Genomic DNA, 23,009 nt, shown 5'->3' with positions numbered 1-23,009 from the left:
TTCCTCAATTGCTTTCATGTTTTTTTTCATTTTTATTTCCTCCTTTAATTTTTTATTTAGTCGTTACACGGTGATACGATTGACGCACATTGTGTTGTTGGGCATGCTGCTAGAGAAATGGGAATTGTGACTGTCCAAATTGCTCTTTCTTCTGCTCCACCTGCTAATTCTTTTAACTCTTGCTCTGATACTTCCTCAATTGCTTTAATGTTCTTCATTTGTTTTCACCTCCTTTCAAGTGGTGTTTTAATCTCCGCTCACTAAATATTGTTTATTTTTCCGCTTCACAAGAGTTACTTTTCCTTCCTTAATCTCATAAATAGAGTCAGCATGCTGAAGCCAGTCTGTTCGGTGTGTAATAGCAACTACAGTAATCTGTTTATTATAAATATTTTGTAAGATTTTTGTTTCGGTTTCCTTATCTAAGTTGCTTGTTCCCTCATCAATAAGTAAGATCTGAGGCTGTTTTGCTAATACTCTCGCAATAGCAATTCTCTGTCTCTGACCTCCTGACAAACTAATTCCATTTTCTCCAATAACAGTGTGATATCCCATTGGCATTTTCATAATATCATCATGAATACAAGCTTGTTTGGCAGCCTCAACAGCCAATTCATCAGAAACGGTTTCATTAAAATATTTGATATTATTTAAAATGGTATCGTTAAATAAATTAATATCTTGAACAATGAATCCCATCGTTTCACGCAGTTTCTTCAAGTTAATCTTTGTTCTCTCTTGATTTCCATAGCGAATTTCACCGTCTGTTGGTTCATATAAGCCTGAGATAACTTTTAGAAGGGTTGATTTTCCACTTCCTGTTTTACCAACAATCATCATCTTTTCCCCTGGATGAATCTCCATATGAGCTTTTTCAAAAATATAACTTTCTTTTGTGTAGCCAAATGTTAAGTCTCGAATAGTAATGGAATCTTGCTTAGCATTAAATGTATAAGGTTGATCTTGATTAAGCTGTTCACCATCTTCCTGTAATACAGACTCTACTCGATCGACCATTTCTTCCACCATTTTAATAGACTCTAAGCTACCGATAATAGAACCAAGCGGCGTCATAAATCTACTAGCAATACTAGAAAAAGCTACAATAGCCCCAATTGTTAAGGCAGACTGCCCTTGCCACCATACTCCGACTGTTAGTACAAGAAGAGGTAGGGATAAATTAATTGAATTTGAAATTGCTCCTAATAAAGATGAATAATGCATTCGGTCTGAGAAATGAGTCAGTTGTTGATTAAATGAAGATTTCATTCCTTTTTCAATTGTAGCTGTATTACCAATTGTTTTAATAAATGTCATAGATCTTAATATTTCTACAAGCTGCGTCTGGAAATGTGCCTGGCTATTTACTTCTTGTTTTGTGTACGTTTCTATTTTAGGTAAGAGGTACTTTGTACTAAGCACTTGAACAAAGGCTCCAGCAAATACAATGACAGATAAAATCGGTGAATAAAATAACATTACAAAACAAAATACAATAAGAAGACTAATATCTAGGATTAAGGTAGAAGCAAGTCGTGAGATGACCTCTCTAATCACAGAGATATTATTAATTCGTGTTGCAATGTCTCCAGCTGAATTGACTTCAAAGAACTTTAATGGCAGTGAGACAATCTTTTGAATAAAATGATTTGTCATATTTTTATTAAGATAAACTTGTAGCTTAATAATAAACAGCATCCTCACAAACGAAAGAACGAAGAACAATACAACAGATAAAATAATGAACAGTGAAAGCATATTAAGAGAGATGGCCTCTGCTTTCCCTTCTAAAAATGAGTCTACAATATACTGAGTTAAAAAAGGCGTTGCTAAGTTTAAGATTTGGAAAACAAAAGAAAGTAAGATAATGTAAGAAATTAATTTTTTATTGTTAAAAAGGTATTTTCCAATTTTCATAAATGAATGTTGTTCTTTTACAGAGGAAAGAGATTCCCCTTTAGATTGGACATCCTTTTTAACATGAATAGCAACCCCGCTATAAGCTTCCTGAAATTCATCTAAAGGAATATCACTGCGACCTGAGTCAGGATCAATGATCAACGCTTTTTCGTTGTCCATTTTTTCGAGAACAACAAAGTGATTATGATTCCAGTGCAAGATAACAGGGGCATCTTTAACAAGATGAGCTAAGTTTTCGAGCTGAGTTGTTCGATAAGCCTTAAAGGTATAGCCGTACTTTACAGCGGTCTCCTTTAAAAAGAATAAATTTGTTCCTTCACGTCCAATAAAATCTCTTCCACCTCTAAAAATTTTAGGGTTTAATCTAAATTTCTCCTCACCGCTCATTACAATAGCCAAACAGGTAATTCCACAATCATATTTATTTGTTTGAAGAATAACAGGAAGCTTTCTTTTTCGTTTTGTCATTTTACTTTCCCCTCTTTAAGAAGGTAGGTTAACTTCTAAAGTTAAAAGGTTCGGTAGTTTATCATGATAGGCATAAATCATGCCATACACCATGCCAGCAAAACCTACCATTAAATTTGGTGTTTCTGCAGTTTTTCCAATTCCACATTGGTAAACACCATTTTCTTTACTCATAATACTTTCTGCTAACAAGTTTCGGGAAATGTGAATTATCTTTTCATCTTTCATTTTTCTGCCATAGTCTAGTAAAATCATTGAATTCCCAACATCTCCATGACATAAGCTTTGTTCTCTCCCAAATCCATCTACAAAAATGTTACCTAAAGCCTTATCCATATCAGCTTGAGCTTGCTCTGCTACCTGTGGGATTGAAGAATTACTTAATTCAATCCTGCTAAGTAGGATTCCTGGTGCTCCATGACACCACGCCGAAGATGCTACTTCTTCCTGAGGTTTTCTAAGATCTATCCAATTTTCGTTAATACAATAACTGTTTTCAAATTTCAATCCTTCTTTAATCCCCTCTTCTACTTCTTTCTCAGGGCAGTACTGATAGAAGAGATGAAGCGCAAAAATAATACCAGCGTTTCCATGAGAAAATCCTGTGAGGGGAATTCCAGCTACCCCTTTCCAAGTTAGTCCTTGTTCTGTTTTAATAGCTTGACTCAAAAGATGATTTGAACACTTCCTAGCTAAAAGCAACGTCTCGTTGTCGCCGGTCATTTCATAATAGCGGATAAGAACAACTAAAGCTCCTGCCGTTCCACTGATAAGATCCAAATCTTTATCTTTCTCAACGAGTTCTGGAATGACCTTCGTTATCATTTTCGCACATGTTTTGTACTGTTCTTTTTTTGTAAACGCGTAAAAGTTAAGAAGAGTATAAACAATAGAAGTAATGCCTGAAAAAGCCCCGATTGATATTTCTGTTCCGTTAGGTAAACTAGACTCAATATTTTCAAACCTTGACATAATATCTTTCATAATGTCTTCTGCCATATCTAAGTAGTTTTCATTATGAGTAGCCTGAAATAAAGCCATATACATCAAGGCCATCCCTGATAAACCTTCATAGAGCATGTCACCCATCACCGAAACATTCCACTGAATTTCATCGACTCCTACTGGTGTTGTATTCATCCAGCTATATGTTCTTTTTCCATCCTCTACTCCTTGATAAGCTTCCTTAGTAATACGCATGGCTAATTCTTCCGCCTTATGAATTAAATAAGCTTTATGGTCCTTTTTTCCTTCGTATTGTGAGGGATCCTTTGAAACAAACTGTTTAATAACTTCTTGACGATCATCCTCTGAAGCGAGCATTGATAACTCAATAATATTTAATTGAAACCTTAAATCTTCATCACTCAAATGTCTTATCTTACTTTTCACAAGGTTACTAGGTGTTTCTTTAAAATAGGAAGGAATCTTTTTTCCTCGTGAATTGAGAAGATTTGTAGAGTTTAGTTCTACCTTAAAATAAGGGATATCATTGTTCATTAAATCACTATGCTCATGTTTGATAAGTGGAACATATTCATCGCTATCTTTTGACTCTTCCCATAGTTTTGCAAGAAAAGCTTCACGATCAATTGAATTGTGTAAAAAACGCGGATGAAAGCTTAGCTCTAAAAGAGAACTATATTTTACCGTTGGTCGTGCAATAAATCGAACATAAGTATCCGCTTCAAATTTTTCAATAATCTCTACGAGCTTATTAGCATGTTCTTTGATTTTTACAAACATTTGTTTAAAGCCTACTTTTAAATCTTCTACATAGTCTTTTGCGTAAATTTGCTTTCCTTTTAAAACAGGATGATTCATCGAAGGATTCATTTCAATGAAGTTCCGTTCAATCTTCATATCATCTGAGTATTGATTAACAATTTGAGGAACTTTCATTACAGATTTCACTTTTCCTCTTCGTCCAATCCCGCTAATGTCTACATTCTTCCCTCCAAAAAAGAAAGGAAGAAGACCAAGAGAACGAACGGATGTATTCAATTTTTGCTGAGCTTTAAAATAAGCATCTTCCTTCACTTCTCTTTCATATGGAACATGAAATAAAGATTCAAGATCGATAAGTACAGGCTGAGAGCCATGCGCAATTAAATTTTCCGAATGAAAGTCAACAGCATTCAAAGCATATAAAAGCGCAATTTGGTTACCTAAGTTTTGGTAAAAAGCATGAATATCTACGCTACTCTTACATTCTTCAAAATTGATATATTCAGCCCATCCATAGTTCTCCCGCTCTAAAACTAGCGGCGTTTTAATTTTATAAGACTTATCTTTTATCTCTCCATCTAAGAAAGCAACAAGCTCATTATATAAGCAATCAATTTTCATATTTCGCGGCTTGTAGATTATCGTTCCTTGCTCAACAGAAACTTTCGCTACTTTGCGACCATCTGAATGCGCATCCCCGAGTCCTAGCTCAAATGTCATAATTTTATTGCTTTGTAATGATGAAAAAAATTTATTTGTAATTAGTTTATAATCACTGCTATAACGCTTAAGAAATTCCCCTATAAATTTTTTTACTTTTCTTATTTCATTAGCTATAATTCTTAGCAAACTTGGGTATACTGTAAAAAAGTGATAAACGTATGTGCTATCTGTTAATAAGACGTCATTATAGTGCTCGTATTTCTCTTTCTTGGTCTCACCAACAAGATTTCCCTGTTCTCTTTGAAGATTCAAATCAAAAACAAGCGTTCTGTAGCACACTTTTAAAATATGTTGTTGAAACTGCTTTTCTATGTTATCTAGAAAACTAGTTTCTTCTAGAATATGTGACGTATGTAATAAATATTGAGGAGACGTTTTTGTAAGATTAATAAAATAAGACGCAATTTTTAAAGAAAAAGCATGAAACATCACTCTTTTATCAATTTGGGAAGAGTCAATTTTTTGTTTGGATATTTCTTCAGCAACATTCTTAAATACACTTAGTTTAAAGGTGGATTTAGAAGTTTCTGTTTTGTACAGTTTTTTCATTTGATCTAATGAATCCACTGAAAGTATATGAGAAATGCTTTCTTTTGCTAAATGAAGATCATTTTTATACACAAGAGCAAGATTTCGTTCAAAAAAAGCATCTTCATTTATATCGTTTTTATTGACTTTTTTCTCCTTACTTATTAAGATGTTGGTTAAGTTATTCATTCCGATCACTCCTTATGTTTAGAAAGAGAGGTACTGGCATACCCCTCTTTTAAATACAGACGTACACTGACCATATTTAAACGCTATAGTGTTTTATGTAGCTACCCGTTTACAAAACTACTATCGTTTAAAAACGGCCATCCTAGGAGTTACTAGCACCAGCACGTATGAGTAGGACAAATACTGCATTCCCAAGTAATTGTACACTGATGTCCATCGTTACCTTGTGAAATGCCTCTTTGTTCTGCTCCACCACTAATTTCTTTAAGCGCGATTTCTTCTAACTCCTCTTCTAACTTTCCAGCAAATCCATAAAGTCTTTCTTCCACATCTGCCACCTCCTAATAATTTAGAAATTAATGGGTTTTAAATCCATTTCTTTTACCATCAATTTCTATATTTTTATATTAATACAAATTTTCTCAAAATTCAGCGAAAGGTTTCATTCGGAAAACCGCATTCTTTTGGCGGTCTTTACGATGATAGATTGCAATAATCTGCATACTGCTGTTCGGTAACGCAAATATAAAAGAGCAAGAACCTTTAAGAGGGTTCTTGCTCTTTTATATTTTCAGCTTGTCCTTTGTATTTCACAAACTTCTAACCGTAATTAATGAATGTTTCGTTGCTTTTATAAGAGCTTCGGTGCGGGATTTAACACCGAGCTTTTTAAAAATCCCTGTAAGAATATATTCTACTGCACGCTGACTAATTAACAACTCTGAAGATAATTCTCGATTTGTTAGCCCCTCTGCTACTCCTGATAAAATATATTGCTCTCGTTCATTTAGCGTAAGATCTCTTATTAAGGGCTCTTTTACTGGCTCTGTACCTTGTGCAGATGCAATTTCAGTTCTTCGAAGTTGGCGAAACAGTTCAGTAGGAATGACCGTCTCACCTTGTAAAGCTAATTGAATAGAAGCTATAATCTTTTCCTCTGGAGCAGACTTACTGATAAAACCTACAACTCCCGCTTCAACAAGAAGATTAAAATGGGTTCCAATATCGAAGCCTGTATAAATTAAGATTTTTTCGTTTGGATACTTGTCCAAAATTTGTTTCGAAAGCTCTAAGCCGTTTAAAGTTGGCATATACAAATCAATAAGTAGAATATCATAGCAGCATTCTTCAATGGCTGTGAACGTATCTTTACTATCACCTAAAATATCTACTTCCATCTCACCCTTTTTTTCTAAAATAGCTTTTGTACCTTGAGCAACGCCTATATGATCATCAACTAACAGTATGTTTATCATAAATAAGGTCCTCCACTATTGTTTTGGTGTTTCTTTGTATGCTTAATTCAACTTTAATCAACATGCCTTCTCCAATACTAGAAGAGAGATCAAATTTTCCATTTAAACTATGAGTACGCTCTCTAATCGTTTTAATTCCAAAATGCTCTCTTTCGCCCTTATGTTCACTCATATCCATTCCTATACCGTCGTCCTCATATAAAAATAAAAGAGTTGAGCCTTTTTTATAAAGTGATAAAACAATAAACTTAGCTTGTGAATGCTTTCTTGCATTATTTAGTAACTCTTGAGCGATTCGGTAAAGATTTACCGTTATCTCTTCACTGATTTGTTCTTCACCTGCTAAGTTATGGAGAAATTCAATTGAACAATTTCCTTTTTCCTGATGCTTAGACACGAGGTTTTGAATACTGCCTACAAGGCCCATCTCTAGTAAAAAAGGTGGGCGAAGTTCATAACAAGTTTCCCTTATTTGTTGGATATTTTCGAGTAGCTTTCCTCTTATTTTCTGTACTTGATGTTGTGTAGGAGCGTCTTTTTCTAATTCTCTAGCTATAAAAATCAGCTCTTGAAGAATAGTATCGTGGATATCTTGTGAAAGTTTAATTCGTTCATTTTCAGACAGAAAGAAAACGAGCTTGCTCAAAAAGGGAGAATGATTAGCTCTTAACTCGTATCCTTCAATTTCTTTAACAAAATCTTTTGTAAGCATAAATGTTTGTAATGTCATACATGTATAAAGAGCCATTCTGTTTAGCCAACCTACATCATAATAACTCAGTTCAATCTTCTTTTTGCCGTGCTTCAAGTAAATGAAAAGAGAGAAAGAGCGATATTTTCCTACTAAAAAAAGATAGCCAGTGGGGATATTTTGTAGCTTTCCAACTTCAAAATACGTATCTGCTAGGTCAATATGATCCAAGTCTGCTATCACATCATCTTCTGTCTTAAACACTTTCTCTTCTTCACAGTAATGACACACATACACATTTTGAATGTTCAATACGCTCGAAATTTCATTTTTAAGAATGTGCATCAAATTCTTCATATTGTTTTCTTTGTAACCTTTCTCTAAAAAGCCAAACAAACTCTTTCCATACTTTGATTCTTCCTTGAACAGTGTCTCAACTTTTTTGACTTTCCTTCCAATCATAACCGAATACCATATAAGAAGGATGGTTCCCATTAATACAAGCAGCATATAATTCTGAATCGTTAATATATCTTTAAAGAGAATATAAAGAAAGATATTCATAAGCAAGAATGGGAATATTACAGCTCCCCATTCTTGCACACTATTTTTAGTAAAATGCTTCATTTTACACCATCCTTCTTCTAAACGGTAAGTAGCCTGGAAAGTTTCTAATTACTAATAAACATATAAACGGCAAATGTAACAACATATAAAGCAAAGAAGCTGAGCATTATTTTCACAGACTTTTGAGAGACCCTAAAAGTGGAACCTCCTAAACCTTCTGTTAATATCTTTCCGATAAAAATAACCGCTGCTATTCCAAGTGATGCAATCGCTATGATAAAAAATAGTTGTTCCATTACAGTTTCCTCCTTTTAATAACTTCTTGTTTTCTTTGAATAAACATATAAACCGATAAAAGCAGCCAAAATATAAGCAGCAAAGATAGCAGATCCTCCAGCCTGAAGGGCAAAATCACTATATCCCATTTCATAATCAAATGTTTGCATACTAATGCGATAAATAAAGGAGAATGGGAACAGTATCGAAACATTTCCACCTAGAAGAATCGTCATCACGAAGAAAGATAAAACTCCCGCAATCGAAACAACCATGATATTTTTTGTGATAGATGCAAGTAAAGCGGCAATAGGAATAACACATAAACTCAAGACTGTAAACAAAAGAGAAGTTAGAAACATTGATAATACGTCATTAAAACTTTGTTCATTTTGAAAGATGATCCATAATGTTGCCAAATGTAAAATATGATTCACAATGGAAATACTAAATAAAACAATAAATGTAGCGACAATCTTTGAAAAAATAAGCTGAAAATTTTTAAACGGATAAGACATCCAATTTAGCATCGTTTTATTCTTAAATTCGATATAAAAATAAAACCCTGAAAAGATAAACACAACAGCTGGTAATAAGAAGGCATACTGATTAAAGACAAACATATAATACTTGGTGGCATCATACTGAGTTGCCTTTAAAAACAGCCCTACTGTATTTACAATATAAGGGAAGAAACTTAGTACAAAAACAAAGTAAATGGATTTTAATCTTTTTAATTTCATAAATTCATTACGCACTAATAAATTCATTTTTCTTCTCCTTTGTTATAAGTTTTAAATATAAATCTTCTAAAGAAAGCGTGTAAGCTTCTATTTCCTCTGCTGAATAGCCATTTTGTTTTAATATGTCTCGCAATTGATCAGGTGGAAGAGTTGCAATAAACTCGTGAGTATCTCCATTGCTTGTCACTCTATAGTTTGTAATTTGTTCTTCTATGTCTTTATGGAAGGAAATATGCTTAGGCATCTTATATAGGAAAACTTCCTGATCATTTTTCATAAACTGAGATTCGAAAATAACCTCTCCGCCATTCATAATAATGAGTTCATCAGCCATAAGATTAATTTCACTTAAAAGATGGCTTGATACGATAGCTGTTACTCCTTTGTCACGCACTTCTTTTAACAACATCTCTCTAACTTCCTTAATTCCTTGTGGATCAAGTCCATTTGTGGGTTCATCAAGTAATAAAAGACTTGGATTGTGAGCAATTGCTCTTGCAATGCCTAACCTTTGCTTCATTCCAAGCGATGTTTGAGAAAAAAGCTTATCTCTGTGCTCGTAAAGACCTACCGTATTTAAAATCGAATAAATCTCCTGCTTAGACATTTTCTTTTGAACGTATTTTAAATGTAGAACAATGTTTTCATACAGCGTTAAATTATCGTAAAATCCTGGGAATTCGATAATGCTACCAATTGAATTTCTTACGTCTTTTTTTGGGTTTTTGTATAGGTTAGATTCATTAAATAAAACCTCGCCTGATGTTGGGGGAAATATACCGAGCAGTACTTTTAACAACGTTGTTTTCCCTGCTCCATTTGGTCCTAGCAGTCCATAAATCTTTCCTTTTTCAAATGACAAATCAATATCTTTTAAAATTTGTTTATCTTTTAAAGAAACGTTAATGTGCTCTGCTTTTAAAATATTAACCATCAACTTTTCTCTCCCTTCGCTTTCCTTTTGTTACTTTTAGTATAGACGCGCTAATTTAAATTAAGGGTTGATTTCAGTTTAAATTTCGTTTAAATTTCATTCTATTTTCTTACCACAATAAAAAAAGACTACCTTCTTAGGCAGTCTTCATTCTTCTTTTTGATAAATCTTAAAAGTAGTACCATTCTTCCCACTTGAAATTTCTTGTATTAATCCCATCTGCTTTACCATAATCTCCACAATTGATAGACCAATTCCTGAACCTTTATGATCTGACTTCGCCTGTAAACCAGGACCTTTATCTTCTACAATAAGGTACTCATGTTTATCATCACTTTCAATACGCACAGATACATATTTTCCACTGCTCGCATGTCTCATAATATTTTGAAACAAGTTATCTAAAATACGCTTCATCCACACTTCATCAATGTTCCAAATTAAACTTTTTTCTAGACCAATATCAACTTTAAACCCCTCTTTTTCAAAAATTGGATACCAGGCTGTTAGCGACGAACGAATAATTTTTAATACATCTACCTTTTTCCGGTTCATAGGCATTTTTTGAGCTGTTAACAAATTAAACGAAGATAAGTTATCAATCAAATCCCCAACAAAACTAATCTTGTTATTAATAATTTCAACAGATTGCTTTCCTTGAGGAGATAAATTTTCTCCACTTAAGGTAAACGTATGCCCTCTTATAATCGTAAGTGGTGTTCTTAAATCATGGGAAACGTCTGAAATAAATTTCTTTCGTAGCTCTTCTTCTTGAATTTCTTTTCTCCGGCTTTCTTTTAATTTCTCTACCATTTTATTAAAAGAAAGCTCCACTTGACCTAGCTCATCTTTATTTTTCACTTTAAATCCTTCTGGAATTCCATCTTTCCCTTCCTTTTCCATATGGCGTTGGATAAAAATAAGACGTCTCTGAATCCCATAAAAGAAAAACCATGAAACAAAAATAAATAAAGCCCATAGGAATAACAACATCAAATACCATACATATACATATTTTTCACGTAAGATTTTCCACTTCGAACCTACATATTCTTCAGGAATCTCTAGCATTGCGTAACCATTTTTTGTCCCGTTACCAAGCTCTTCTTTCAACAAAAGATCGTTCCCTTTACTGCCTTTCTCCATAAATTCAATAGTATATGCAATAGACCATTTTGAATTTGGCGTTTGAGAAGAATCAAAGTATACGTCTCCATCGGTACTAATCCAAACAATTCGCGCTTCCTTATATTCTTTTGAGTTATTAAAAAATGATAGAATATCTTTTACGCTTTTTCCCTGTAAATTTTCTATATCATTTTTCCATTTTGCTTCAACTTTCTGAGGCTCATAATGAATATCAATATTATTGCTTGCCACATTCATAAGAAGGGAATAATAAATAAAATTGACTCCAAGGTAGGAAATAGGAAAAAAAAGGATTGATGCTACAATAATAAGTAGATATTTTTTAGAAAGCTTCATTGTCTAATTCGATACCCAATTCCTCGGATCGTTTCCACTATTTCAGGATTATTTGGGTCCTTCTCAATTTTTTGTCGCAAATGTCTTATATGCACCATAAGCGTTTTATCCCCTTCAATGAATGTTCTTTCCCATACCATTTCATAGATTTGTTCTTTCGTTAAAATTTGATTTGGATGACGAAGCAAATAAAAGAAAATTTTAAGCTGTTTTTCTGTTAATAAAATCTCTTCGTCTTTCTCAACATTAATAATACGCTTTTCTTTTATATTTACTTTAAGATGATGGATTTCAATACAGTCTTCACTTACTTTATCAAAACGCCTTAAAAGAATATCAATCCGGGCTGCAAGTTCTTCAGGATGAAATGGTTTAGTAATATAATCATCCGCAAAATTTAACCCTTTTAACTTGTCTTCAATTGAAGTTCGAGCTGTTTGTAACAAAAGAGGAGTTTCGGCATTTCTTTTTTTAATACGCTGTCCAACCGTAAAGCCGTCCAAACCAGGAATCATAATATCTAACAACACCAAGTCTGCTTTCTCTAAGTATTTTTCGTGATCATATGATGATTTTAGCCAAATGATTTCAAATCCTTTTGATTCTAAAAATGCTTTTGTAAAAGTACCAATTTCTGTATCATCTTCTATGTAGAGAATAGTGTTTGCCAATCAGCTTCCCTCTTTCATTAGAATTTTTAATCTAGCTTACTTTTTATCCTTATTCTAACAAATAAAAAGCGGTATATCTCCTTCTTTTCTATAATAAAAAATGATAGTTAAGCTCTATTTCATATCAGTCAATAAAAAAGAATAATTTTTGCCTAAGACTTTTTTACAAACTGAGAGAGATGGTATAGTATGTATGTATACTTATTTTACATATAGGAAAAAGGAGATTAATTATGGAAAAGATTCTTATTTTCGGTCATAAAAACCCAGATACAGACACAATTTGCTCAGCTATTGCTTACGCTGAATTAAAAGCAGCTCTAGGCTTTGACGTTGAACCTGTTCGCTTAGGAGAAGTAAACGGAGAAACTCAATTTGCTTTAGACAAATTCAACACTTCAGCACCTCGTCTTGTGGAGACTGTAGCAAACGAAGTAAACAGCGTAATCTTAGTTGACCATAACGAACGTCAACAAAGTGTATCAGATATTAACGATGTTCGTGTTTTAGAAGTTATTGACCACCATCGTATTGCAAACTTTGAAACAACTGATCCGCTTTACTATCGTGCTGAACCTGTTGGTTGTACAGCAACAATTCTAAACAAACTTTATAAAGAACACGGTGTTGAAATTAAAAAAGATACAGCTGGCTTAATGCTTTCAGCTATTATCTCAGACTCTCTTTTATTCAAGTCACCAACATGCACTGAAGAAGATGTAAAAGCAGCAAAAGAACTTGCATCAATTGCTGAAGTAGATGCAGAAGAGTATGGCTTAGCTATGCTTAAAGCTGGAGCTGACTTAAGCGACAAAACGATTGCAGAACTTATCACATTAGATGCTAAAGAATTCCAAATGGGTGAGCATCGTGTTGAAGTAGCGCAAATCAATGCTGTTGATACAAACGATGTTCTTATCCGTCAAGAAGACTTGAAACATGCTATGTTAGAAACAATTGCAGAAAAAGGCTTAGATCTTTTTGTTCTTGTTGTAACAGATATTCTTAATAGCAACTCAATGGCGCTTGCAATCGGTAAAGAAACAGAAGCAGTTGAAAAAGCGTTTGATGTTTCTCTTGTTGACGACAAAGCTCTTCTAAAGGGTGTTGTATCTCGTAAGAAACAAATCGTTCCACCACTAACTGAAGCTTTATCATAATAAAAATCCTTGGAGGCCTCTCCAAGGATTTTTTCTATTAAACACCTTATTTTCTCACCAGTTAAGTTTCTCTTTGCAGTGCCTAATAAATAACTGAGGATTTTCCTTTACTAAGTAAGAAAACACTCCTTTTGTTGTATGTAAGTAGAGAAAACCATAGCTTTTTGTTGTAATCCGATACGAGACATCAAGAACAGCTTTAATAGCAAACTGCTCCCCTCCTGCTACAATTTTATCTTCGTAAAGTTCAAGCTGATATTCCAACTCCTCATATTCTTGACGATTATGTTTAATCTTTTTTGTAATATGGATATATGGATGTGAACTAATCATTCTCTTCCTCCTCCCTTACTATCATTCCCCTTTCCAACAAAAACACACAGAAGAGAGCACACCCTAACTCCTTATAGTTTTCTTTTTAATAAAAAGGAAGACCTACAGTAAGCATTAAATGATATTTATGAATGCGTAAAATTTTGAACTACTCTCCTTGGTTTAGTAAAAAAATTCACAAATATTATCTTGGGCTTTTTTCCTGAAAACAGCTCATAACATAAAAGCTAACTAAGATTTATAGATTCAGATTTATAAAAATGTTCTTCTTATAGGTAACATAAAAAAGCTAGGCATTCAATCATTTGATTCAATGCCTATTTTCTATCATTACATCTTATACGTAACCTTCGCTCTTCTCCATTGTTCAACCGCTCCACTTCCAGCTAAAACGCCAAAAACAATAAGCAGAAATCCAATAAATTGTGTTATATAAAGCGATTCTCCAAGAAAAAGATAAGACGAAATTAACGCAAAAAATGGATTTAAATTAATAAATACAGCAGACTCGCTTGCTCCAATGTGCTGCATTGCATAATTGTATGTCATATGCCCAAAAGCTGTGGCAAGAAGTGCCGAACCTATAAAAACAAGCCAAATTAAATAGTTATCTGTTTTCATCGTAGCTAATCCTTGTGGCTCAACAGCAAGGCTAACAAAGAATAAAACAGCTGAGCCAACAATCATAAGCCATCCTGTCATAAGACGGGCATCAATATTTGTTGAGGCTTTTTTAATAAGCACAAAACTGATTGCTTGGGATACCGCAGCTAAAAAGATTTGCACATCACCGTACGATGTACTAATTGCTCCGCCATGCCCTGCTACAAGAGCAAAACTCACTCCAAAAAACGCAAAAAGAATTCCAACTACCTTCATTATGCTAAACTTTACTTTTAACAAAAATAGAGATGCAATAGCTGTTAAAATAGGAACAAGGCCTAGAATTAGTCCTCCGTTCATAGCCGTTGTATTTGTTAAACCGACCGATAGAAAGTAGTGGTGACCAACAATATTGAACAAACTCACAACACAAATAAAACTAAATTCTCTAAATGTGAGTTTTCGCACCACTCCTTTTACAGAAAGAAAAAGAAGGACAGCTACACCCGCTACAAAAATCCGGAAAGCAGTCATTGTGACAGGCGCAAATTCATTCACTAAAAGCTTGAGCCAAATAATATTTAATCCCCACATTGCCATTACTGCTACAAGAAGTGCATATACCGTTGTTTTCTTCACTTTTTCACCTGATTTCCCCTTATTCACATATCCAATGTTTATTGTAACTCCTTTCCAGCTTTCCTGAAAGAATGAATTTGACGGACAAAATAAAAAGATGGAAAAAGACTAGGTCTTTTTCCATCAGTGGCCAATCATATAAAAGTTAATGATAAAAGCGATACAAATAATATAAAGAAACGGATGAATTTCTTTATAACGACCTGTTAATAATTTTAGAAATGTATAAGAAAGAAAACCAAAAGCAAGTCCGTCCGCAATACTAAACGTAAGAGGCATCATAACAATTGTTAAAAATGCAGGAATAAGCTCTGTGAAATCTTCCATATTAATATTTTTAATGTCACTAAGCATAAGCGCTCCAATAATAATAAGCGGAGGTGCTGTTGCAACGGTTGGAATAAACTGAATAAGAGGAGCTAAAAACAGGGTCAGCAAAAATAAAACAGCTACTGTTAACGATTTTAATCCTGTTCGACCACCTTCTGTAATTCCTGTCGCATTCTCAATATATGTGTTAAGAGCTGTACTTCCAAATAAAGCACTTGCCATCGTACCGATAGAGTCTGCTGTTAACGCCCGATTTAAATTAGGAATCTTTCCATTCTCATCTTCTAATCCTGCTTTACGCGACAATCCGATAAGTGTTGCTAATGTATCAAAAAGTTCAACGATTGTGAATGAAAACACAATAGAAAAGATACCGTATGCAAATGCTGCTCCAATATCTAGCTTCATAAAAGTCGGCGCAACGCTCGGTAGATGGAAAGTGAACACATCACTTACATGAGTTGGAAGACTTTGCACACCTGTGATCATGGCAAGAAGCGTTGTTAAGATAATCCCTAATATAATGGCACCTTTCATCTTACGCGCCATAAAAACAGCAGATAACAAAACTCCTACTAGCGCAACGATAGGGCCTGGACTTGCTAACTTTCCTAACCCAACAAAGTTAGAATCGTCTCCCACAATAATTCCGGCATTTTTCAATCCAATAAAGGCCACAAAAAGCCCAATCCCAACTGTAATTGAAGACTTTAGCACAGAAGGAATAGCATCAATAATCTTCCCTCTTATCCCTGTTGCGGTGAGGATGAAGAAGATGACCCCTGAAATAAAAACAGCTCCTAGTGCTGTTTCCCATGAAAGTCCTTCTCCAATTACAACGGAATAAGTAAAAAAGGCGCTGAGCCCCATTCCAGGACCTGTAACAACCGGGAAGTTCGCCCAAAGAGCCATGAGAAGAGTACTAAAGGCAATAGCAAAAATTGTAGCTGCTAATGCTGCCTCTTTTGGCATTCCTGTCTCTGATAAAATAAGTGGGATGACAACGATAACATAACTTACAGTCATAAATGTTGTCAGACCTGCCAACATTTCTTTTTTTACCGTCGTGCCTCGAGCAGATAGCTCAAAAAAACGATCCAAAAAAGCGAAAGAATCATTTGATGACTCTGGCTTTTGCTTTTCCAAATTCTTTCACTCCTTTTTTGCTGAAAGAAAAAAAGAACGGAAATATCCGCTCTGACATTTCATACGTATTGCGTTATATTATAATAAGAAAAAAAGAGATTTACTAGGGAAATAAGAGAAGTCTTTATTTTCAAATATTACGCATAGCGTTGTTAGAGAAAGGATATTCTACATGTCATTTTATTCAAGTCCCATTCGCTTACTCATTACACTCATACTTGCTGTTGTTGGAGGTACTATATTTTCATTTTTTCACATTCCACTTTCCTGGATGCTTGGCTCATTAACAGCAACGCTCGTCTTCTCACGATTTTCATCCTTTCCACTTCTTTGGCCTGTTCAACTGAGAAATGTAGGGCTTCTTTTGATTGGCTATATGCTTGGTCGCTCGTTTACAAAAGAAACGCTACTTCGTATGATTCATCATCTTCCATCAATGCTTCTTCTAACGATTCTTATTTTAGTATTTAGCAGCATCCTTGCTTATTACGTTTCAAAGGTAACAAATATTAATTTAAAGAGTACTTTAACAGGCAGCATTCCTGGAGGTCTTTCTCAAATGATTGTGCTTGGGGAAGAGTTGAAGGGAATTGATTTAACTGTTGTGACATTTATTCAAGCAACAAGGCTTATGGCCGTTGTTTTTACAGTTCCATTTTTGGCTTCTTTTTTTAGTAATCAAGAACGAACACCCATGAAAAGTATTTTAACTACTTTCTCGCTTCATGATCTCTTTACATACATAGGGCTTCTTTTAATTGGTTTGCTATGTGCTATAGCCGGAAAATATTTTAAACTTCCCACACGCTTCTTACTTGGCCCTATTTTAACAACTGGTATTTTTGTTATTGCAGGCGGGACAGCTCCACATCCCCCTGATCTTATTACAGATGGAGCTCAACTCTTAATGGGTACATATCTTGGACTCATTTTAAAACCAAACAAACTCCCACATAAAGCTCGCTTTAGTTTTTTTGCCATTTGCACAGCTTTTTCACTTATTTTGTTTTCTTTTCTTTCCGGAATGCTTCTTTTTTTATTTTTTGACATTCCTATAACAACTGCTTTCTTAAGTGTTGCGCCTGGAGGAATGGCTGAAATGGCCGTTGTAGCAGAAGAAGTTAAAGCATCACTAGCTGTTGTAACAAGTTTTCAACTGTTTCGCATCTTATTTATTTTATTTCTTATGCCCCCATTTCTAAGGTGGCTCTTTAAACAAGCTTTTTTCAAGCGTTTAGAACAACGGACAGAAAAACAAAGAACATAAGTAAAACCCCGCTTCTTTCCAAGTAGAAGTGGGGCTTCCCAAAATAACAAAAGATGGGGATTTGGGTGTAGGGAACCTCAGTATGTATACTGAGAGATAAGATACATCTTCAGGAGACAATCTAATCTTGTTTTTATAATAAAAGAAACTCTCTTTTCTCTCCACTTTTATGTAAGAACTTCTAACATATTTATTCTCTTTTTGTTCCCTCTCCTCTCTTTTTCACTTATATAATAGAAAATAAATTTCTTCATGTCATTTTCTATAACGTTACATAAACAGAGAAAGTTGATTTTTTTATAAAAATATGAGTAAAAAAGTCATATTCTCCACATACTACCTTTAATACTTTGAATAGAAGGTGAGAAAAGTGAAAAAGATGGTAGTTAAAGTTGCTGCCTCTCTGTTTATTTTGTCATGGACAATGGTTGCTCCTATTGTATACGAAACAATGTCACATCACACACTAGCAGCAGGAGATATAAAAGGAAAATGGGAAAACACTCAAAGTGGAACAATGATGGAACTAACACCTAGTGGACAACTTCTTCGCTCAGGCGTTAAAGTTGGTAAATATCAAATTGTCAGTGCAACAGAACTTCAGCTTTCAACAGAAGCTGGGGTACGTACTGTTAAGTATGAATTGGAAGGTAACACATTAAAATGGGGTAAGCATTTAGAAGAAACATTTAAACGTGCTCAATAAAAGAGGAAGTGGCTTAAGCCGCTTCCTCTTTCTCTAATAAAATAATTAGCCCCATCATAAGGACAGTTGTCACAATACTTAACGTTACAATAAAGGAAGTTGAAGCAGTCGCAATAGCACTTATATCCTTCATTGAAAAGTAGAAGATTGAAAGAAGAATAATAAAGGATGGCAAAATCAAAAAGGAAACAAGTGGTCTTTTTGATTTGACTCTAATCCAACGATATAAGGTTTCAACGATAACGCTTCCTGTCAGCATAATTAAGCCAAGAAAATAATAAGAAATAGCACTTGGGCTTTTTATGGCATCTTCTACAATTATTGAAAGAAACTTTGCTAATGAAATATGTACAACAATACCAATACTAAATCCAGCAATGAGCTCCCACCCTTTATATTTCAAGGTTGAAAAGCGATTTATAATTAGTCCAAGAGAAAAATAGATTAAAAACAGAACAACGAACCATATATAATATAAAGAAGGAAGATTTCCGGAAAAAAGCTCGATTAAAAAATTCACTCCTACTTTTAATACTTCAATAAGCATACTTTCCACTCCTTTAAATTAAGATGCTTTATGAAGAACACTTGTGAAACTTACTGTAATTGTCGTTCCTTTCCCAACTTCGCTTTCTACATTAATTTCCGCACCGTGTAGTTGTGTAATTTGTTTAGATATAGCCATCCCGAGACCTGTTCCACAGCTCCGCTCTTCTGTGTTTGTTCCCCGGTAATAGCGTTGAAACAAGTTAATTTTTGTCTCTTCACTCATTCCTGAACCATTGTCTTTCACGCTAATGAAAACATCCTCTTTTGTAGCCAAAATAGAAATCCACACATCTGTACCTTTCTCATTATGCTTAATGGCATTTGCAATAATGTTTTCTAACACACGCTGAAATAAAGCTTGATCAATAGAAACATAAATAGACTCTTGATAACTTTCAAAATGAAGCTGTTGGCCATGACTTGGATCATTAATAAACGAAATTACACAGCGCCTTACAAATTCATTTAATTCCACCTGTTCATAGTCAAGTGAGATTTGATCATTTTGAAGTCTGTACGTTAAATTCAAATCATTAATAAGCTCAGACATATACGCTCCTTTTTGTAGAATTGTCCGAGCAAACTTTTGAGTCTCTTCCTTACTCCAGTTATACTGCTCATCTGCTACAAGAAGCTGTGCATATCCGTTAATCGAAGCAAGTGGAGTTTTTAAATCGTGAGAAAGCCCTGTAATCCATTCTTCGCGCATCTCGTCAATTCGAAGGCGCATTTCTTTGTTGTAACGAAGCTTTTCAGTTAAATGGGCAAGAGATGTGTTGACTTCCCGGAAAAGACGATATGACCTTTTTAACTTTCCATTTTTCTTAAAAGCTTTGCTTTCTTTTCTCTTTGTTAACGGTTCTTCATACTTACCGTAGGCTAGATTATGAAGCCATTCCACCATATGTAGCGTTGGTTTTGTAAGACGCCTTGAATACCAAAGGGCAAAGAGGATCCACATCATTAAAATAATAACGGCTACAAAAATAAAGATGTGTATGGCATATTCTTCAAACGATTGAGCATTGCTATACGGAAATTGAATCTGGGTATCATGCGGGACATTTACAACCCATGTTCTTCCTGTATCTTTATCATAGCGAGAAGAAATGTCTGTTTCATATCTTGCATCATATGTGGCATTAGTTGTTAAATCTTCTAAAGTGTATTGATCTTTACTATAAATAGTTTTATTGAAGGAGAATTCCTCTTCTCCATCTTTGCTAAACACTTGAAGAGAGGCATCGTTTTCTCTTAACTCTTTTTTTAACTGTTCTGGAAGTATCAACTCGCCTTCTACAACTTTTCCATCCTGTTTAGCTTTTTCAATCCATTGCTCAGCTTTTGGTTTTTCACCGTAAAGAAGCGTATACTTCTCACTGCTTCCTCGATAAAGAAAAAGTTGATAGTTTGACTCAGTTCTTCTTTCCCATTTATCTGCAAGTTCTGCTGGATTGTAGCGTGTTGGAACATCACTAGGAGTATAAAAAGAGGCTTTTACATGCCCTTTATTATCTAATACTTGGAGCCAGCCTCCATGTTCTTTAATAGCATCTAAATATTTTTGGCTGAATTTCACTTCTCCTTCTCCTTCCTCCATAAAATCTCCCATGTATTCAAGGCCACCTCTAGCAAAATCTCGTTTCATTTCATACTCTCCCATACCAAACCCAAGAAACATAAAAGCACCAAAAGTAACAAGAAGAACTAGTACCATAGAAAGTAACGATTGCCATCCATAATGGAAAATAAACCTTCCTTTTAATTTCATGACAAAATTCCTTCTGTCATAAGCTTATAGCCAAGTCCTCTTACCGTTACTAGATGTTTTGGCTTACTTGGATTTTCCTCAATTCGTTCCCGAATGCGACGAATATGAACCATTACCGTGTTTTCATCACCTTCAATAATCCGTTCGTTCCATACTTTCTCATAAATTTGCGCTTTGCTAAACACTTGGTTTGGATGCTTACAAAAAAAGAGAAGAAGCTGAAAAACTTGAGCAGGACACTCTATTCTTTGCCCTTTTACTGTAAGCTCTCCTGCTCGTTCACAGAGCACAACATCTCCAAATGAAAACTGTTCTTGCTCACGTGTGACTTCTGCTTCATTTAACCCACGACGTCTTAGCTGTGCTTTAATACGAGCCACCACTTCAAGCGGATTAAATGGTTTTGTAATATAGTCATCTCCTCCAATCGCAAATCCTGTTAATTTATCAAGATCTGACTGACGTGCCGTTAAAAATAAAATAGGGGCATTTGTAAGCTGTCTAATTTGCGGACACAAATCAAATCCAGAGCCATCTGGAAGCATAATATCTAACACAATTAAATCAAACTGTTCTTGCTTACAATATGAAAATGCGTCCTTTACGTTATGAGCTATTTTAATATTTGAAAATCCTTCTTTCTTTAGCACAACACTAAGCATTTCTGTTAAAGCCTTCTCATCATCAACAAGCAATATTTTTTCATTGTTCATTACTAACACTCCTTGGAACATTATTCCTAATAATCCAATCGTAGCATTATCCTAAAAAATTGAGAATTACTTTTTATGACTATTTAACCATAATTAAGGTATTGTTAAGCTAGTAGTTGAAGGCTGGTAATGTTCATACGATATAGTGGAGTTAGAACTTATATAAAGGAGATTGAATATATGAAAAATGCTCTTTCCCCTCTCAGAGGTGCTGAACGAATTTCTTCTGTTGATACAATGAGAGGCTTTGCGCTCTTTGGAATTTTGCTTGTTAATATGCTCATTTTTCAATATGGACTATTTGGTGAATATGAATATATTGAAACATCTCAAGGATTGGAAAAGATTTCAGCCTCCTTCATTAATATTTTTGGTACTGGAAGCTTTGTAACCCTTTTTTCTTTTCTATTTGGATTTGGTGTTATGATTTTAAGAGATCGAAGTCGAGAAAAAAAGCGACGTTTTTGGACCGTTTACTTACGTCGTCTCCTTCTTCTTCTCGCATTTGGACTTTTACATGGAACTTATATTTGGGAAGGCGATATTTTAACATCTTATGCTTTATGTGGCTTTTGTTTATTTTTGTTTCTCTGGTGCAAACCAAAAGTATGGCTTACAATTGCTCTTGTGATTATCGGTTTAATGAGCGCTTTTTCATTTATTCCTGTTGAAGAAGGAAGTGAAGATACTCTTGCAACAAGTCCTTCCTACCTTGCACAAGAAAAAGAGGTATATTCAACAGGCTCTTATAGTGAAGTTGTTCATTTTAGAAACAATAGTATGCCTTTTGAAGATACAAGCGATGGAGAGATGATTGCTTTTGGTTTCTTTAGTGTTCTTGCTTCTCTTCCTATGTTCTTTTTAGGAGCGTATGTTGCGGCTAAAAGGTGGCTACATGAACCAGATCGCTATGTTTCTCTTTATAAAAAAATGTGGTGGATTTCTCTTCTCATTGGATTTCCATTAAAGATCGTCCCACAGTTTATGCAAAATGAAAGTTTAGAAGGTCTTAGTGCTTCACTAGGAGCTCCTCTTGTCGCCATTTTTTATATTTCAAGCATTGCTCTTTTAACCTATAGTAAACGATGGAAAAAACTATCAAATGCGTTAGCTCGAGCTGGAAAACTTTCACTAACAAACTATCTTTCTCAATCCATCTTCTTTACCTTCCTTTTTTATGGATATGGATTTGGATTATTCAGCAAAGTAGGAGTTACAGGCGGTATTGTATTTACCATTGTTTTCTTTACGATTCAGCTTTTCCTTAGCAAACTGTGGCTCCAATTCTTCATCATTGGACCTTTGGAATGGATTTGGAGACTTTGGACATATTTAAAGATTCCTAGCATTAAAAGAAAGAAAACAAAGCGGCCTACGCAAATTTCTGCTGGTTTGTAATCTATCTTTCTATTTACAAAAAAGCATCTTTCTTTTATGATGTGTATAAGCGAAAAAACTGTATAGTATAACGCACTAGGGGTGCTAATTAGCTGAGATGTGAACATTTGTTCCGATCCCTTATAACCCGATCTAGATAATACTAGCGTGGGGAAGTGTAGCAATATACGACTTTTATGTTGATTGACTCTACATTTTTGTCTATGTGACTGCAT

General features: G+C 34.5%; 21 protein-coding genes and 1 riboswitch. Of the genes, 4 read left to right on the top strand and 17 right to left on the bottom strand.

What is annotated here, in order from left to right:
- Positions 1 to 56 precede the first annotated feature (56 nt).
- From MOC86_RS01475 to MOC86_RS01425, 11 genes are all read right to left on the bottom strand, one after another.
- On the bottom strand, positions 57 to 218 hold the full coding sequence (locus tag MOC86_RS01475; protein ID WP_268582431.1) for a class II lanthipeptide, LchA2/BrtA2 family: 162 nt from the start codon (positions 216 to 218) through the stop codon (positions 57 to 59).
- A gap of 28 nt (positions 219 to 246) precedes the next feature.
- Positions 247 to 2,388: a peptidase domain-containing ABC transporter gene (locus tag MOC86_RS01470; protein ID WP_268582430.1), complete on the bottom strand. Its 2,142-nt coding sequence runs from the start codon at positions 2,386 to 2,388 to the stop codon at positions 247 to 249.
- 15 nt (positions 2,389 to 2,403) lie between these two features.
- Positions 2,404 to 5,556, bottom strand: a complete 3,153-nt coding sequence (locus tag MOC86_RS01465; RefSeq protein ID WP_268582429.1) for a type 2 lanthipeptide synthetase LanM family protein — start codon at positions 5,554 to 5,556, stop codon at positions 2,404 to 2,406.
- Between the two features lie 152 nt (positions 5,557 to 5,708).
- A complete protein-coding gene (locus MOC86_RS01460; RefSeq protein ID WP_074842839.1) occupies positions 5,709 to 5,885 on the bottom strand; it encodes a hypothetical protein in 177 nt (58 codons plus the stop codon).
- Positions 5,886 to 6,146: 261 nt separating this feature from the next.
- On the bottom strand, positions 6,147 to 6,812 hold the full coding sequence (locus tag MOC86_RS01455; RefSeq protein ID WP_243514183.1) for a response regulator: 666 nt from the start codon (positions 6,810 to 6,812) through the stop codon (positions 6,147 to 6,149).
- Complete coding sequence (locus MOC86_RS01450; protein WP_268582428.1) at positions 6,790 to 8,130, bottom strand: sensor histidine kinase; 1,341 nt, start codon at positions 8,128 to 8,130, stop codon at positions 6,790 to 6,792. Before MOC86_RS01450 ends, MOC86_RS01455 begins: the two co-directional genes overlap by 23 nt.
- A gap of 44 nt (positions 8,131 to 8,174) precedes the next feature.
- On the bottom strand, positions 8,175 to 8,366 hold the full coding sequence (locus MOC86_RS01445) for a hypothetical protein (protein WP_268582427.1): 192 nt from the start codon (positions 8,364 to 8,366) through the stop codon (positions 8,175 to 8,177).
- A gap of 15 nt (positions 8,367 to 8,381) precedes the next feature.
- Positions 8,382 to 9,116, bottom strand: coding sequence for an ABC transporter permease (locus MOC86_RS01440; protein WP_268582426.1), 735 nt, complete (start codon positions 9,114 to 9,116; stop codon positions 8,382 to 8,384).
- The gene (locus MOC86_RS01435; RefSeq protein WP_046216739.1) at positions 9,097 to 10,023 is read right to left on the bottom strand and encodes an ABC transporter ATP-binding protein; all 927 of its coding nucleotides are present in this window, start codon (positions 10,021 to 10,023) and stop codon (positions 9,097 to 9,099) included. The genes MOC86_RS01440 and MOC86_RS01435 overlap by 20 nt, the downstream gene beginning before the upstream one ends.
- A gap of 147 nt (positions 10,024 to 10,170) precedes the next feature.
- Positions 10,171 to 11,508 carry a HAMP domain-containing sensor histidine kinase gene (locus MOC86_RS01430; RefSeq protein WP_268582425.1) on the bottom strand — a complete coding sequence of 446 codons (1,338 nt, stop codon included), beginning with the start codon at positions 11,506 to 11,508 and terminating at the stop codon, positions 10,171 to 10,173.
- Complete coding sequence (locus MOC86_RS01425) at positions 11,505 to 12,179, bottom strand: response regulator transcription factor (RefSeq protein WP_243514198.1); 675 nt, start codon at positions 12,177 to 12,179, stop codon at positions 11,505 to 11,507. The genes MOC86_RS01430 and MOC86_RS01425 overlap by 4 nt, the downstream gene beginning before the upstream one ends.
- Positions 12,180 to 12,412: 233 nt before the next feature.
- Here MOC86_RS01425 and MOC86_RS01420 point away from each other — a divergent pair, with 233 nt between their 5' ends.
- Positions 12,413 to 13,339, top strand: a complete 927-nt coding sequence (locus MOC86_RS01420) for a manganese-dependent inorganic pyrophosphatase (protein WP_268582424.1) — start codon at positions 12,413 to 12,415, stop codon at positions 13,337 to 13,339.
- 54 nt (positions 13,340 to 13,393) lie between these two features.
- On the opposite strand, the gene MOC86_RS01415 is transcribed toward MOC86_RS01420, so the two are convergent.
- The 3 genes from MOC86_RS01415 to MOC86_RS01405 all read right to left on the bottom strand — a co-directional run bounded on the left by MOC86_RS01415 (position 13,394) and on the right by MOC86_RS01405 (position 16,390).
- Positions 13,394 to 13,672 (bottom strand): hypothetical protein, encoded by a 279-nt coding sequence (locus MOC86_RS01415; protein WP_243514204.1) that lies wholly within the window; start codon positions 13,670 to 13,672, stop codon positions 13,394 to 13,396.
- Between the two features lie 330 nt (positions 13,673 to 14,002).
- On the bottom strand, positions 14,003 to 14,914 hold the full coding sequence (locus MOC86_RS01410; RefSeq protein ID WP_268582423.1) for a DMT family transporter: 912 nt from the start codon (positions 14,912 to 14,914) through the stop codon (positions 14,003 to 14,005).
- A 123-nt stretch (positions 14,915 to 15,037) separates the two neighbouring features.
- Positions 15,038 to 16,390, bottom strand: coding sequence for an NCS2 family permease (locus tag MOC86_RS01405; protein WP_268582422.1), 1,353 nt, complete (start codon positions 16,388 to 16,390; stop codon positions 15,038 to 15,040).
- Positions 16,391 to 16,562: 172 nt separating this feature from the next.
- Between MOC86_RS01405 and MOC86_RS01400 the strand changes: the two genes are divergently transcribed.
- Together MOC86_RS01400 and MOC86_RS01395 are read left to right on the top strand one after the other, a co-directional pair.
- Complete coding sequence (locus MOC86_RS01400) at positions 16,563 to 17,657, top strand: AbrB family transcriptional regulator (RefSeq protein ID WP_268582421.1); 1,095 nt, start codon at positions 16,563 to 16,565, stop codon at positions 17,655 to 17,657.
- 370 nt (positions 17,658 to 18,027) lie between these two features.
- Complete coding sequence (locus tag MOC86_RS01395) at positions 18,028 to 18,363, top strand: hypothetical protein (protein WP_268582420.1); 336 nt, start codon at positions 18,028 to 18,030, stop codon at positions 18,361 to 18,363.
- A gap of 13 nt (positions 18,364 to 18,376) precedes the next feature.
- Here the strand turns inward: MOC86_RS01395 and MOC86_RS01390 are convergent, their stop codons facing one another.
- The 3 genes from MOC86_RS01390 to MOC86_RS01380 are packed head-to-tail and all read right to left on the bottom strand — an operon-like array spanning position 18,377 to position 21,396.
- Positions 18,377 to 18,910 (bottom strand): DUF5823 family protein, encoded by a 534-nt coding sequence (locus tag MOC86_RS01390; protein WP_268582419.1) that lies wholly within the window; start codon positions 18,908 to 18,910, stop codon positions 18,377 to 18,379.
- Positions 18,911 to 18,928: 18 nt separating this feature from the next.
- Positions 18,929 to 20,683, bottom strand: coding sequence for a sensor histidine kinase (locus MOC86_RS01385; protein WP_268582418.1), 1,755 nt, complete (start codon positions 20,681 to 20,683; stop codon positions 18,929 to 18,931).
- The gene (locus tag MOC86_RS01380) at positions 20,680 to 21,396 is read right to left on the bottom strand and encodes a response regulator transcription factor (RefSeq protein ID WP_268582417.1); all 717 of its coding nucleotides are present in this window, start codon (positions 21,394 to 21,396) and stop codon (positions 20,680 to 20,682) included. Before MOC86_RS01380 ends, MOC86_RS01385 begins: the two co-directional genes overlap by 4 nt.
- A gap of 180 nt (positions 21,397 to 21,576) precedes the next feature.
- Between MOC86_RS01380 and MOC86_RS01375 the strand changes: the two genes are divergently transcribed.
- Positions 21,577 to 22,794, top strand: coding sequence for a DUF418 domain-containing protein (locus tag MOC86_RS01375; RefSeq protein WP_268582416.1), 1,218 nt, complete (start codon positions 21,577 to 21,579; stop codon positions 22,792 to 22,794).
- Positions 22,795 to 22,861: 67 nt separating this feature from the next.
- A riboswitch (TPP riboswitch) is annotated at positions 22,862 to 22,965 on the top strand.
- Positions 22,966 to 23,009 lie beyond the last annotated feature (44 nt).

Origin of the sequence: Priestia endophytica, assembly GCF_026790145.1 — a bacterium.
In the GTDB taxonomy this organism is placed as follows: domain Bacteria; phylum Bacillota; class Bacilli; order Bacillales; family Bacillaceae_H; genus Bacillus_I; species Bacillus_I endophytica_A.
Note: the sequence above shows the minus strand (reverse complement) of the source record. Positions and strands in the feature narration are given on the sequence as shown.